The organism is Roseiarcus fermentans (genome assembly GCF_003315135.1).
In the GTDB taxonomy this organism is placed as follows: Bacteria; Pseudomonadota; Alphaproteobacteria; order Rhizobiales; family Beijerinckiaceae; genus Roseiarcus; species Roseiarcus fermentans.
The window spans coordinates 32,322-46,000 of sequence record NZ_QNRK01000004.1; the positions used below are offsets into that span (position 1 = coordinate 32,322).

The window sequence follows — 13,679 nt, forward strand, 5'->3', positions numbered from 1 at the left end:
GCGTCTCCCAACTTGACACGAGCGTATACTTTTTTATGATTATCACAAACGCCACAAGCTCCAGAAGTCGACGGTCGAGCGTGGAAGAGTGCGGGACTTCATTTCTCCGATTCGGGGGGCGAAACGGTGTTGAAATTCGTCAAGACGGCTGTGGTTCTGGCGATGTCGGCGACTGCCGGTCCTGTCGCAGCCGCGATCCCTGGATTGCCGAAGGCGACGGAGGCTCAGGCGTCGCTCGCCGAGGTGATCGCCTATGACATGCCGGGCGTGAAGGGCTATCCGGTGAAAGCCACCGCGATGCTGTTCTTGCCCAAGGGTCCGGCCCCCGCCGGAGGCTACAATCTGATCGCCTACGCCCATGGCACCAGCGGCCAGGCGGCGTTCTGCGCTCCGACCGAATCCTTGAAGCGCGGCGGACCTTGGGAATCGGTCCACGACCAGAACGGCGACTATATCGCCTGGCTGCTGCAAAACGGCTTCGCGGTGGTGGCCCCGGATCTGGAGGGCATGGGCCCCCCTGGCGTCGTGCCCAGCTATGGCCATCCCTATTACAACCGCTCTTCGGAGGGGAAATCGATGGTCTGGGCGGTCATGGCCGCCAAGGCCGAGCTGGGCGACCGCCTGAGCGGCGCGTGGGCGGCCGACGGCCTCTCGGAAGGCGGCTTCGCCGCGCTGTCGGCCGCCAGCGAAGCCGGCGCGGCGACGGGCGTCGGCATGAATTTTCTCGGCGCTGCGGCCGTCGCGCCGGTGCTGCGGGTTCCCGAGATCTACCGTACCACCTGGGGACAAATCAACAGGTCCAATCAAACCTCGCAAAGCGAGGATGATATCGGTCCGGTTGTGTTCATGAATGCTGAAATCGCCTACCTCTACAAAAGCGCGCATCTGGCCGGGTACACCATCAAGGCCGCGGAGCTATTTCGATCGCGCATGCTCGAACGTCTCAAGGACGACAAATGCCTGGATCAGGATAATCAGGAAATCGACAGCGAGATTCTGGCCAGCCAGAAGGCGGGCGGCAAATTGATCGATTGGCCTGGAACCTATGGCGCAGGGCGGCTGCCGTTCGAATTGGTCTGGTTTATGACGGACAACCAAGGCTATTTCGAAGCCCACAAACTGCCCGGCAAGATCCTGTTCGTCCAGGGCGACGCCGATGACACGACGCCGATCCGGATCGGCCGCGACGCGGCGGCCGGGATACGGCGCGCGGGCACGGACCTGCAATATGTGGAGTTGAAGAACGTCGGCCATTACGCCGCGCCGATGGCTGGGCGGGACGCGATTCTGGCCTTCTATCGACAGCTTTTCTCGTCGAATTCCGCGCCGTAGCGGAGCAGGCGCGCCAGAAGCCCCGTCGGCTCGAGTCGCGCGGCGTCCTGGGCGGTCGCCCCCGCCGGCGGAGGCCGTCCGGTCTCGCCGTCGTGAACGGGACCTGAAGCGTCGGGCAAGACGCGCCGCCCGCGCGTTCTTCGGCGTCGGCCCCGTCGTGACCGAAGACGTACCCGCCTTGGCTGTGGCTTTTCAGATAGGACGGCCCCGCCGCGTCATGCGGGCAGGGGCGGCGCCGGGTTCGGTTCGCCGCCATTCCACCATGGCTTTCGCTGCCGCAAAGGGCGAGCTGAGACGCCAGACCTCACGGGCGCGAAAGGTCTTCTCACGCCGGCCCGGGTCAGTGCGCCTCGATCGGCGGAAGGTTCAGGTGCTGCTCGACGCGCCGCATCCGGTCGTCGAGTTCGCTGATGAGGACGCCGTGGCCGACGACCGAGGCATGATACTCCACGACAGCGCGGCGAAGCCCGGCGATCTGTCCGGAAAGATCTTTTCGGACGCCTTCGATCTTGGCGTCCAGTCGGTGGATATCGGAGGCCACGTCGGCGCGGAGCGAATGCATCTCCGAGCGCAGATCGGCCATGTCGCCCTTCGTGGCCACCTCGTCCTTGGTCGCCATGTTTGCGCGCATGTCCGCCATTTCGCTGCGCATGTCGCGAAGGAGGGCGAGGACGAGGTTGTCGGGTTCGGTCATGGCGGCTCGTGCATCGGCGAATTTCAGCGGCCTTGTAGCACAACAACGCGGCGAGAAAAACCATGCCGAGGCGGGAAATGCTGTCCCGCTTCATCGGAGGCGAGCGCGGAGGGGCGGCGTCAGTTCGCCTCTAACGGAACCTTAACCTTAACAACCCCTAATCCGGTCGAGGCCGGTTCCGGGGGCGGGAATCGCCGGCGGTGTGTTTGACGCCCATAGGGTCCCATGTTATCCCAAGCCATCCCGTCAACAGACCGCGCTTGCGCGCCGCTCCTCGCGAGATTCGCTCGTCAGGCCGCGGCGGGCTTTGGCGTCGGGGGGCCCCGTGGACCGCTTCCTCTCGCATTTCACCCACCGCTTCGACGCCAAGGGCCGGATCTCCATCCCGGCGCCGTTCCGGCAGGCGCTCGGCCGCGACGGGTTCGAGGGCGTCTACGCCTATCCCTCGCTCGACGCGCCCGCGCTCGACTGCGGCGGCAATGCGCTGCTCGCCGAGATCGACGCGCTGCTCGCATCGATGCCGCCGTTTTCGCCGGGGCGCGACGCCTTCGCCACGGCGCTTCTCGGCACCAGCGAGATCCTGCGCATGGATTCGGAGGGGCGGGTGATGCTCGACGACCGGATCAAGGCGGCGCTCGGCCTCGCGGGCGAGGCGGTGTTCGTCGGGCAGGGGCACAAGTTCCAGATCTGGGAGCCGTCGCGCTTCGCCGCTCATCTCGAGATGGCGCGGGAGCGCGTGCGGATGATGCGGGCCGGGCAGGGCGACGGGATCGCCGCATGACCGAGGGCCCGGCTCACGTTCCCGTGCTTCTGGCCGAGGTCCTGGACGCGCTCCGCCCGGCGCCCGGCGCCGTGATCGTCGACGGAACCTTCGGCGCGGGCGGCTACACGCGGGCGCTCCTGCAAAGGGGCGCCGAGGTGGCGGCGCTCGACCGGGACCCGTACGCCATCGGCCGCGGCGCCGGCCTCGTCGCCGAAGCGGCCGGCCGCCTCAGACTGGTCGAAGCGCGATTCGGCGATCTGGAACGGATCGCGCGCGAACTCGGGCTCGCCGCGGTCGACGGAATCGTTTTCGACATCGGCGTGTCGTCGATGCAGCTCGACCAGCCGGAACGCGGTTTCTCGCTGCGCTTCGACGCGCCGCTCGACATGCGGATGGAAGGGGGCGGCCGTTCCGCCGCCGACATCCTGCGCGACGAGGACGAGGAGACGATCGCCGACATCCTGTTCCATTTCGGCGAGGAGCGCGCCTCGCGCCGGATCGCCCGCGCGATCGTCGCCGATCGCGCGACGGCCCCCTATACCAGCACGCTTCAACTCGCGGGCATGATCGCCCGGGTCGCTCCGGCGCGACGGGGCGAACTGACCCATCCCGCGACCAGGACCTTTCAGGCGCTGCGCATCGCCGTCAACGACGAACTCGGCGAGCTTCTGCGCGGACTCCTCGCCGCCGAGCGTCTGCTGCGGCCCGGCGGGCGGCTGGCGGTCGTCACCTTCCACTCGCTCGAGGACCGGATCGTGAAGCAGTTTCTCGCCGGCCGCTCCGGGCGGGGCCAGGCCGTCTCGCGCCGGCTGCCGGGCGAGCCGCCGGAGCTGGATGCGACCTTCGAGGTGCCGCGCGGTCAGCCGATCGAGGCGGGCGAAGCGGAGATCGCGGCCAATCCGCGCTCGCGCTCGGCCAAGCTGCGCCATGCGGCGCGGCTCGACGCGCCGGCGCGGGCGGCGGGGGATTCGCTTGCCGCATTGACGCGGCTGCCGTTGCGGCGGGGGAGGGCTTAGATGTTCCTGCGGCTCATGCACGCGGCCGCGATCGCCGCGCTGATCGGCTCGGCGGGGTATGTTTACGGCGTCAAGTATCGCACGATCTACGCCGCCGAGCAGCTGGTGAAGACGCGCCACCTGATCGGCAAGGAGAAGGACGCGATCAACTTGCTGCGCGCCGAACACGCCCGGCTGTCCCGCCCCGACCGCATCCAGGACCTCGCCGATTCCAAGCTCGGCATGCAGCCGCTCGCCCTGTGGCAGATCGCTGCGGTCGAAGACTTGCCGGGCGCCCAGCCGAAGGTCGATTCGATCGGGCGCACGCTCGAGACGCTCGGCCTGAACAAGGACAACGAAACCCCCGCCGTCGTCGCCGGCGGGGCCACGCCGGCGGCGAGGTAGCGATGGCCAGGACGCCGAACAACGCTGACCGCGACGCCAAGGGACGCGGCCGCCGCGCCCCCGGCCGGCTCGGCAGGGCTGCGGTCGCGGCCTTCCACCGCCATGTGCCGCGCAACTTCGGCGTCGATCTCGAGCCGCCGCCGCCGCGCCGTCCGCTGCGCGCGCTGCTCACCGTCGCCAATCTCAGGGCCTTCGGACGCGCGCTGCTGGTCACCCGCCTCGACCGCTCCGGCGCGCGCATTCGCACGCTGTCTCTCGGCGTGGCGGTCGCCTACGGCGTGATCGCGGTGAAACTGGTCGTGCTCGGGGTCTCGCACGATCCCCCGCAGACGCTCAAGGGCGCCGCCGACCAGGCCGTCTCCGGCGCCCGGCCCGACCTCGTCGACCGAAATGGCGAGATCCTCGCGACCGACGTGAAGACCATGTCGGTGTTCGCCGAGCCGAACCGGATCATCGACAAGGACGAAGCGGTCGAACTCATCACTGCCGTCCTGCCGGACGTCGACGCCAGGGAGCTGCGCGAACGGCTCGGCTCGCGCAAGGGCTTCGTCTGGGTCAAGCGGCAGATCACTCCGAAGGAGCAGGCGGAGATCTTCCACCTCGGCCTGCCGGGCGTCGGCTTCCTGCCGGAAAACAAGCGCGTCTATCCCAACGGGCCGATCGGGGCGCACGTCATCGGCTATGTCGACAAGGACAACGTCGGCATCGCCGGCATGGAGAAGTACCTCGATCAGCAGAGCCTGACCGACCCGCACGTGCCCGGATTCGTCGTCGATCCGGAGAGTCTGAAGCCGGTGCGCCTGTCGCTCGACATCAGGGCGACGCACGCCTTGCGCGACGAACTCGTGGACGGTCTGGCGCACTGGAAGGCCAAGGCCGCGGCCGGCGTGGTGATGGACGTCAACACCGGCGAGGTGATCGCGCTCGAATCGCTGCCCGACTACGATCCCAACACGCCCGTCGACGCCCAGGACCCGACCAAGATCAATCGCATCAACGTCGGCGTCTACGAGATGGGCTCGACCTTCAAGGCGCTGTCGATCGCGATGGCGCTCGATTCCGGCAAGGTCAACCTCGGCTCGCGCATCGATGCGCGCGATTCGCTGCGCTACGGCCGCTTCACCATCCACGATTTCCACGCCACCCACCGTGTCCTGACCGTCCCCGAGGTGTTCACCCATTCCTCCAACATCGGCACGGCGCGCATGGCGCTGATGGTCGGCGTCACCGGCCACCAGGCTTTCTTGCGCAAGATGGGCCAGCTCGACCGGCTGCGCACCGAACTGCCCGAGAGCGCCGAGCCGCTGGTGCCGAAACACTGGAGCGAGCTCAACACCATGACGATCGCCTTCGGGCAGGGGCTCAACGTCGCGCCGCTGCAGGCGCTGATGGCGGTGTCGGCGCTGGCGAACGGCGGCCGCATGATGGCGCCGACCTTTCTGCCGCGGACGCAGGAAGAAGCCGACAAGATCGGCCGCAGGGTGGTCAGCGAACAGACGTCCGAATCGATGCGCTACCTGATGCGCTCCAATGCGACGCACGGCTCGGCGGGCTTCGCCAACATTCCCGGCTATTACGTTGGCGGCAAGACCGGCACCGCGGACAAGATCATCCACGGCCATTATTCGCAGGACAAGGTGTTCACCACCTTCATGGCGGTCACCCCCGCCGACAAGCCGAAATACCTGTATCTGGCGATCTACGACGATCCGGTCGCCGCGCCCGGCGACTACGGCTTCCACACCGCCGCCTGGAACGCCGGCCGCACGGCGGGCGCCCTCATCCGCAGGATCCAGCCGCTCGAGGGCTTGCCGCCGGAGAAGGACCCGCCGACGAATCCATTCCCCATCATCGCCCGACTGGGATATGGAGCCGACGCCGACAGGGTCGGCAAGGAATAGAGTGACCGCAATGGTTCGGCTCGCAGACATCGTGGATCTCGAGGGCGAGGATGCGGCGCTCGCCGACCGCGCCGTCGCCGGCGTCGCGTCCGACAGCCGCATCGTCCGCCCCGGCGACGTCTTCTTCGCGCTCGCCGGCGCCCGGGACGACGGCCTGACCCACGCGGCCGACGCGGTCGCGCGCGGCGCGGCCGCGATCGTCGCCGAGCGCCGGGCGCCGATCGAAGGCGCGCCGGTCGTCCGGGTCGCCGACGCCCGCCTCGCCCTGGCGCGCGCCGCCGCGCGCCTCTATCCGAACCAGCCCGAGACCATCGTCGCCGTGACCGGCACCAGCGGCAAGACCTCGGTCGCCGCCTTCGTCCGGCAGATCTGGGCGGCGCTCGGACGCGAGGCGGCGTCGCTCGGCACCATCGGCCTCGTCTCGCGGCCCAAGACGGTCTACGGCTCGCTCACCACCCCGGACCCGCTGACCCTCCACCGCACGCTTTCCGAGCTCGCGGAGGCCGGCGTCACTCATGTCGCCATGGAGGCCTCGTCGCACGGCCTCGACCAGAAGCGGCTCGACGGCGTCCGGCTCGCGGCCGGCGCCTTCACCAACCTGAGCCGCGACCACATGGACTACCATCCGACCGTCGACGACTATCTCGCCGCCAAGCTGAGATTGTTCCGCGAGCTTCTGCCCGACGGCGCGCCGGCGGTGGTCGACGCCGACTCCACGATCGCGCCGCGGGTCGTCGAGGCCGCCGCGGCGCGCGGTCTTTCGGTCTTTTCGGTCGGCGCCAGGGGCGAGGGCGTCCGGCTCGCGGCGGCGACGCGCGACGGCCTCGGCTCCATCCTCGACCTCGAGTTCGGCGGCCGCCGCCGACGCGTGCGCCTGCCCCTGCCGGGCGATTTCCAGATCTCCAACGCGCTGGTGGCGGCCGGGCTGTGCATCGTCACCGGCTGCGAGGCCGACGCGGTCTTCCACGCGCTCAGGGACCTCGAAGGCGCGCCGGGACGGCTCGACCGGGTCGGCGCGATCCGCGGCGCGGCGGTGTTCGTCGATTACGCCCACAAGCCCGACGCGCTGGAAAAGGCGCTGGCCGCGCTCCGTCCCTACGTCACCGGGCGGCTGATCGTCGTCCTCGGCTGCGGCGGCGACCGCGACGCGGGCAAGCGCCCGATCATGGGCGAGATCGCGACGCGCCGCGCCGACGTCGTCATCGTCACCGACGACAACCCACGCTCGGAAGATCCGGCCGCGATCCGCGCCCAGATTCTCGCAGCCGCGCCCGGGGCGCTCGAGATCGGCGATCGCGCCGAGGCGATCCGGGCGGGGGTCAGGATGCTCGAGCAGGGCGACGCGTTGATGATCGCCGGCAAGGGACACGAAGTCGGGCAGATCGTCGGCGACACGATCCTGCCGTTCAGCGATGCGGACGAGGCGCTGAAGGCGCTCATGGAGGCGGCATGAGCGCGCTCTGGACCGAATCGGAACTGACCGGGGCGCTCGGCGCGGTCCCGAGCGCGCCGCTCGCCCAGGAGGTCCTCGGCGTGTCGATCGACAGCCGCACGCTTCGGCCGGGCGACCTGTTCGTCGCCATCCGCGGCGACACCCACGACGGCCACGACCACGTCGCGCGCGCCTTCGAAGCCGGCGCCTCGGCCGCCGTCGTCGCCTCGGCGCGGGCGGGCGCGCTCGCCGGCGCCGGACCGGTGTTGGCGGTCGACGACACCTTGCGGGCGATGGAGCGGCTCGGCCGCGCCGCCCGCGACCGGACGGCGGCGCGCGTCGTCGCCGTCACCGGGTCGGTCGGCAAGACGAGCGCCAAGGAGATGCTGCGAGTCCTGCTGGGGGCCTGCGGCGCGACCCACGCCTCGGCCGCCTCCTACAACAATCATTGGGGCGTGCCGCTGACGCTGTGCCGCATGCCGGCTGAGACGCGCTTCGGCGTGATCGAGATCGGCATGAATCACCCCGGCGAGATCACGCCGCTGGTCACCATGGCGCGGCCGCACGCAGCCCTCGTCACCACGATCGCGCCGGTCCACATCGAGCACCTCGGCTCGCTCGAGGCGATCGCCGACGCCAAGAGCGAAATCTTCACCGGGCTCGAGCCGGACGGGACCGCGATCCTCAATCGCGACGCCCCGCAGTTCGCCCGGCTGGTCGCGGCGGCAGAGGCGCTCGGCGCGCGCGTCCTGAGTTTCGGTTGGTCCGAAGGGGCGGACGCCCGGCTGATCGGGCTCGAGCCGGCCGGGTCCGGTTCGCGGGTCGAGGCGCGGATCTTCGGCCGCACGCAACGCTTCGAACTGGGCGCGCCCGGCGCCCACATGGCGGAGAACGCGCTCGGCGCGCTCATCGCGGCCCATGCGCTCGGCGCCGATCTCGACGTCTGCGCGGCGGCGCTGGCCGCCTTCGCCCCGCAGAAGGGCAGGGGCGAACGCATCACGCTGGCTGCGCCCGGCGGCGCCGTGACGCTGATCGACGAGAGCTACAACGCCAACCCGGCCTCGATGCGCGCCGCGCTGACGCTGCTCGGCCAAGCCAGGCCCGGTCCCGGCGGGCGCCGCGTCGCGGTCATCGGCGACATGCTGGAGCTCGGCGCCGACGGCGCGGCGATGCACGCCGCCCTCGCCGCCGACCTCGAAGCCAACGCGGTCGACCTGCTGTTCGGGGCCGGGCCGCTGACGCGCGCGCTCTACGACGCGGCGCCGCCTTCGATTCGCGGCGGCTGGGCCGAGCGGTCGATCGACCTCGCCCCCGAGGTCGCCGCCGCGCTTCGGTCCGGCGACGTCGCCATGGTCAAGGGTTCGAACGGCAGCCGGATGGGGCCGCTGGTCGCGCGCCTGTGCGCCCATTTCGCCCGCCTGGGCTCGGGAGGCTAGAGGATCGATGCTCACCTGGCTTTCCGACTGGGCGCACCTGCCGGGCGTCTTTCGTCTCTTCCACTGGCTGACGTTCCGCACCCTCGGGGCGGCGGGGACGGGGCTGTTCCTGGTCCTGTTCTTCGGCCCGACGATCATCTCGATGCTCAGGCTGAAGCAAGGCAAGGGCCAGCCGATCCGCGCCGACGGCCCCGCTTCGCACCTTCTGACCAAGAAGGGCACGCCGACCATGGGCGGGCTGATGATCCTGTTCGGACTGATCGCCTCGTCGCTCTTGTGGGCGGACCCGGAGAGCCCCTACGTCTGGATCGTCCTGTTCGTCACCTTCGGCTTCGGGGCGATCGGCTTCTACGACGACTACCTCAAGGTGACGAAGCAGTCGCACCTCGGCTTCTCGGGGCGCGCGCGGCTGGCGGCCGAATATGTGATCGCGGCGATCGCCTGCCTGGCGATGATGCATGTCGGCGGACCGGGAGCGAGTTCGCTCGCCGTGCCGTTCGTCCAGGGCTACGTGCTCGATTTCGGCTGGGGCTTTCTCTTGTTCGGGCCGTTCGTGATCGTCGCCTTCGGCAACGCGGTCAACCTGACCGACGGGCTCGACGGCCTCGCGATCGTCCCGGTGATGATCGCCGCGGCGACGCTCGGCATGATCGCCTATCTCGCCGGCAGCGCCTTCTTCGCCCACTACCTCTTGATCAACCACGTTCCGCTCGCCGGCGACCTGATGGTCGTCTGCGGCGCGCTGATCGGGGCGGGGGCGGGCTTCCTGTGGTTCAACGCCCCGCCGGCGCAGATCTTCATGGGCGACACCGGCTCGCTCGCGCTCGGCGGCCTGCTCGGCACGATGGCGGTCGCGGTCAAGCACGAGATCGTGCTCGCGGTGATCGGCGGCCTGTTCGTGATGGAGGCGGTCTCGGTGATCGTCCAGGTCGCTTCCTTCAAGCTCACCGGCAAGCGCGTCTTCCGCATGGCGCCGATCCACCATCATTTCGAGCAGCTCGGCTGGTCGGAGCCGCAGATCGTCATGCGCTTCTGGATCGTCGCCTTCGTGCTGGCGATGGTCGGCCTCGTCACGCTGAAGCTGAGGTGAGCCGATGACCCCGGTGGAGACCCTGCGCGGCGAGACGGTCGCCGTCTTCGGGCTCGGCGGATCGGGGCTGTCGACGCTCGCCGCCCTGGTCGGGGGGGGCGCAACGGTCGCGGCGTGGGACGACGGCGACAAGGCGCGCGCGCGCGCCGCAGCCGCCGGATTCCCGCTGGTCGATCTCGCCAGCGCCGACTGGAGCCGTTTCAAGGCCCTCGTGCTCGCCCCCGGCGTGCCGCTGACTCACCCCGAGCCGCACTGGACGGTGAAGCGCGCGCATGCGGCCGGCGTGGCCGTGATCGGCGACATCGAACTCTTCGCCCGCGAGCGCGCCGCCCGCGCGCCCAACGCGCCGTTGGTGGCGATCACCGGAACCAACGGCAAATCCACCACCACCGCGCTGATCGCCCACGTGCTGCGGGAGGCCGGGCGCGACGTGGCGCTCGGCGGCAACATCGGCGTGCCGGCGCTCGATCTGCCGCCGCCCGCGGATCATCGCGTCCACGTGATCGAGTGCTCGTCCTACCAGATCGATCTCGCCCCGTCGCTGAAGCCGACGGTCGGGCTCCTGATCAACATCACCCCCGACCACCTCGACCGGCACGGCGACCTCACGCATTACGCCGCGGTCAAGGAGCGGCTGGTGGCGAAAGCCGACATCGCCCTGGTTGGCGTCGACGACGAGCCGTCCCGGGCGGTTGCGGCGCGAATCGCGAGCGGTCCGGGCCGGCGCGTCGTCGCGGTGTCGGGCGGCGAATCGCCGCTCGCCGAGGTGTTCGTTGACGGCCGCCGGATCGTTTCGTGCGATTCGGCCGAGCCGCCGATCGACCTCGAGGCCGCCCGCGCCCTGCGCGGCGCCCATAACGGCCAGAACGCCGCCTTCGCCTGCGCGGCGGCGCGCGCCCTCGGCGTGGCGAGCCAGGACATCGCCCGCGCCTTCGCAACCTTTCCGGGCCTGGCGCACCGGATGGAGGAGGTCGGCCGGCGCGGCCGGGTGTTGTTCGTCAACGATTCGAAGGCGACCAACGCCGACGCCGCCGAGAAGGCGCTGCTGTCGTTCCGCGACATCCACTGGATTGTCGGCGGCAAGCCGAAGGCGGGCGGGATCGAGCCGCTGCGGCCGTTGTTCGGCCGGGTGGCGAAAGCCTACCTGATCGGCGACGCGACGGAAGACTTCGCGGCGACGCTCGAGGGCGCGGTCCCGTTCGAGCGCTGCAACACCCTGTCGCGCGCGCTCGAGGCCGCGGCGCGCGACGCCTTCCGCTCGCGGGCGCAGGAGCCCGTCGTGCTGCTGTCGCCGGCCTGCGCCTCGTTCGACCAGTTCGCCAATTTCGAGGCGCGCGGCGACGCGTTCCGCGCCGAAGTCCATTATCTCTTGAACGGGGAGCCGTGAGATGGTGTCGAGAGCCGAACGCGGGCCGTTCGCCGACTGGCTGCGCACCATCGACCGCTGGCTGCTCGGCTCGTTCCTGGCGCTGATGGTGATCGGACTGGTGATGGCGCTGGCCGCGAGCCCCGCGGTGGCCGAGCGGCTCAATCTCTCGACCTTCCATTTCGTCAATCGTCAGGCGCTGATGCTGGTCCCCACCGCGATCCTGATGGTGGCGACCTCGTTCCTGTCGCCGCGTCACGTCCGCCGCGCGGCGCTCGTGACCTTCGCGTCGGCGCTCATCCTGATCGTGCTCGCCCTGATGTTCGGGGCGGAGGTCAAGGGCGCGCGGCGGTGGATCTTCGGCATCCAGCCGTCGGAATTCATCAAGCCGGCCTTCGTCGTCCTGGCGGCCTGGGCCTTCACCGAGGGCGGGCGCAGGACGCCGACCGCCGCGCTGGCGAAGTTCCTGTCGTTCGCCATCCTGCCCGTCACGATCGTGCCGCTGATCATGGAGCCCGACTTCGGCCAGACCATGCTGGTGTCGATCGTCTGGGCGTCGCTGTTCTTCATGGCCGGGCTGCACTGGTTCTGGGTGGTTGGCGTCGGCGGCCTGGGGTTGCTCGGCGGCTTCGCCGCCTTCAAGCTCGCGCCGCACGTGCACGAGCGCGTGCTGCGCTTCATCGATCCGGACAAGACCGGCGGCGTGGTCGACACCTTTCAGGTCGACACGGCGCTGCAGAGCATTCTCTCCGGCGGCTGGTTCGGGCGCGGGCCGGGCGAGGGCATGTACAAGCGCATCCTTCCCGACGCGCACACCGACTTCGTGTTTGCCGTCACCGGCGAGGAGTTCGGCATGATCGCCTGTCTGACGCTGATCCTGTTCTTCGCCTTCATCGTGCTGCGCGGGCTCGTCCTGTCGTCGCGCAACCAGGACCCGTTCTGCCGTTTCGTGGCGGCGGGCATGACGGTGATGTTCGGCGTGCAGAGCTGGATCAACATGGCGGTCAACCTGCGCGCCATGCCGGCCAAGGGCATGACGCTGCCCTTCATCTCCTACGGCGGCTCGTCGCTGCTGGCGCTCGGCCTCGGCATGGGCTTCCTGCTCGCGACCACGCGAAGGCGCCCGGTCGCCGACCTGCCGCACGACCTGGTGGCTGCCGAATGAGCGAGCGACAACGACCGATCCTGCTGGCGGCCGGGGGAACCGGCGGCCATCTGTTCCCGGCCGCGGCGCTCGCCGCGGCGCTCGCCGCCCGCGGCGTTGCGGTCGAGCTCGCCACCGACGACCGGGCGCTGAAGTACGGACAGGACTTTCCCGCGCGCGCGGTGCACGCCTTCCCGTCGGCGACCCCGACCGGAGCGGGGGCGCTCAACAAGGCGCGCGCCGCCCTGACCCTCGGCGTGGGCGTCGCCGCCGCGCTGGCGAAGCTCGCCCGCATCCGCCCGCGCGCGGTGGTCGGGTTCGGCGGCTATCCGACGGTGCCGCCGCTGGTCGCCGCGGCGCTCCTCGGGATTCCCGGCGTGCTGCACGAACAGAACGCGGTGCTCGGACGGGCGAACCGCTTCCTCATGCCCCGCGTGACGGCGGTCGCCTGCGGCTTCCCGGAGCTGAAAGGGGCGGACGCCGCGACCCGGGCGAAGGTGCGCTATACCGGCAATCCGGTCCGCCCGGCGGTGATCGCCGCAGCCGCCACCCCCTATCCGGACTTTTCCGCGGGCCTCAGGCTGCTGGTGACCGGCGGCTCGCAGGGCGCCCGCGTCATGGCCGACGTCGTCCCGGAGGCGCTCGCGCGCCTCGCGTCGAGCGAACGGCGGGAGATCCGCCTCACGATGCAGGCGCGCGGCGAAGACCGCGCGCGCGTTGCGGCGGCCTGCGCGCGGTTGAGCTTTCCGGTCGAAATCGCCGATTTCTTTCCCGACTTGCCGGCGCGAATCGCAGCGTCGCATCTCATTGTGGGGCGCGCCGGCGCGTCGACCGTGTCCGAACTCGCCGTGATCGGGCGGTCTTCGGTGCTGGTGCCGTTTCCCCACGCGCTCGATCAGGATCAGGCGGCGAACGCGGCGGCGCTCGCGGCGTCGGGCGGCGCAATCGTCGTGCCGCAGACCGAGTTCACGCCGGACCGGCTCGCCACGATTCTGAGGGAGGCCCTGGCTGCGCCCAAGAAATTCGCGGCGGCGGCCGCGGCGGCCAAGGCGGTCGGCGTGCCGGACGCGGCCGAGCGCCTCGCCGACGTGGTCCTGGCCGTGGCGCGGCCCGCCTGACGG

At 70.2% G+C, this 13,679-nt stretch carries 12 protein-coding genes and 1 pseudogene; 11 read left to right on the forward strand and 2 right to left on the reverse strand.

The features are described from left to right. The first annotated feature begins 129 nt into the window (after nt 1–129). Nucleotides 130–1,332: an alpha/beta hydrolase family protein gene (locus tag DFR50_RS32790; protein ID WP_245427308.1), complete on the forward strand. Its 1,203-nt coding sequence runs from the start codon at nt 130–132 to the stop codon at nt 1,330–1,332. 94 nt (nt 1,333–1,426) lie between these two features. Here the strand turns inward: DFR50_RS32790 and DFR50_RS32795 are convergent. Together DFR50_RS32795 and DFR50_RS04385 are read right to left on the reverse strand one after the other, a co-directional pair. Then, nucleotides 1,427–1,588, reverse strand: a pseudogene (locus DFR50_RS32795) (peptidogalycan biosysnthesis protein); the annotation flags it as partial. Nucleotides 1,589–1,672: 84 nt separating this feature from the next. Continuing rightward, nucleotides 1,673–2,026: a hypothetical protein gene (locus DFR50_RS04385; protein WP_113887992.1), complete on the reverse strand. Its 354-nt coding sequence runs from the start codon at nt 2,024–2,026 to the stop codon at nt 1,673–1,675. A 325-nt stretch (nt 2,027–2,351) separates the two neighbouring features. Here DFR50_RS04385 and DFR50_RS04390 point away from each other — a divergent pair, with 325 nt between their 5' ends. The 10 genes from DFR50_RS04390 to DFR50_RS04435 are packed head-to-tail and all read left to right on the forward strand — an operon-like array spanning nt 2,352 to nt 13,676. After that, nucleotides 2,352–2,807, forward strand: coding sequence for a division/cell wall cluster transcriptional repressor MraZ (locus tag DFR50_RS04390; RefSeq protein WP_113887993.1), 456 nt, complete (start codon nt 2,352–2,354; stop codon nt 2,805–2,807). Beyond that, entirely contained in the window at nt 2,804–3,805 is a 1,002-nt protein-coding gene (gene rsmH, locus DFR50_RS04395) for a 16S rRNA (cytosine(1402)-N(4))-methyltransferase RsmH (RefSeq protein ID WP_113887994.1), read from the forward strand. The genes DFR50_RS04390 and rsmH overlap by 4 nt, the downstream gene beginning before the upstream one ends. Continuing rightward, a complete protein-coding gene (ftsL, locus tag DFR50_RS04400) occupies nt 3,806–4,189 on the forward strand; it encodes a cell division protein FtsL (protein ID WP_113887995.1) in 384 nt (127 codons plus the stop codon). It begins immediately after the preceding gene. A gap of 2 nt (nt 4,190–4,191) precedes the next feature. Further along, nucleotides 4,192–6,090 (forward strand): peptidoglycan D,D-transpeptidase FtsI family protein, encoded by a 1,899-nt coding sequence (locus DFR50_RS04405; protein ID WP_113887996.1) that lies wholly within the window; start codon nt 4,192–4,194, stop codon nt 6,088–6,090. A gap of 10 nt (nt 6,091–6,100) precedes the next feature. After that, the gene (locus DFR50_RS04410; RefSeq protein ID WP_113887997.1) at nt 6,101–7,543 is read left to right on the forward strand and encodes a UDP-N-acetylmuramoyl-L-alanyl-D-glutamate--2,6-diaminopimelate ligase; all 1,443 of its coding nucleotides are present in this window, start codon (nt 6,101–6,103) and stop codon (nt 7,541–7,543) included. Further along, nucleotides 7,540–8,958, forward strand: a complete 1,419-nt coding sequence (locus DFR50_RS04415; protein WP_113887998.1) for a UDP-N-acetylmuramoylalanyl-D-glutamyl-2,6-diaminopimelate--D-alanyl-D-alanine ligase — start codon at nt 7,540–7,542, stop codon at nt 8,956–8,958. Before DFR50_RS04410 ends, DFR50_RS04415 begins: the two co-directional genes overlap by 4 nt. A gap of 7 nt (nt 8,959–8,965) precedes the next feature. Continuing rightward, nucleotides 8,966–10,048, forward strand: a complete 1,083-nt coding sequence (gene mraY / locus DFR50_RS04420) for a phospho-N-acetylmuramoyl-pentapeptide-transferase (protein WP_113887999.1) — start codon at nt 8,966–8,968, stop codon at nt 10,046–10,048. A 4-nt stretch (nt 10,049–10,052) separates the two neighbouring features. Next, on the forward strand, nt 10,053–11,435 hold the full coding sequence (gene murD, locus DFR50_RS04425; RefSeq protein ID WP_113888000.1) for a UDP-N-acetylmuramoyl-L-alanine--D-glutamate ligase: 1,383 nt from the start codon (nt 10,053–10,055) through the stop codon (nt 11,433–11,435). Nucleotide 11,436: 1 nt separating this feature from the next. Next, entirely contained in the window at nt 11,437–12,579 is a 1,143-nt protein-coding gene (locus DFR50_RS04430; RefSeq protein ID WP_113888001.1) for an FtsW/RodA/SpoVE family cell cycle protein, read from the forward strand. Further along, complete coding sequence (locus DFR50_RS04435; protein WP_113888002.1) at nt 12,576–13,676, forward strand: UDP-N-acetylglucosamine--N-acetylmuramyl-(pentapeptide) pyrophosphoryl-undecaprenol N-acetylglucosamine transferase; 1,101 nt, start codon at nt 12,576–12,578, stop codon at nt 13,674–13,676. The genes DFR50_RS04430 and DFR50_RS04435 overlap by 4 nt, the downstream gene beginning before the upstream one ends. The last annotated feature ends 3 nt before the right edge of the window (nt 13,677–13,679 follow it).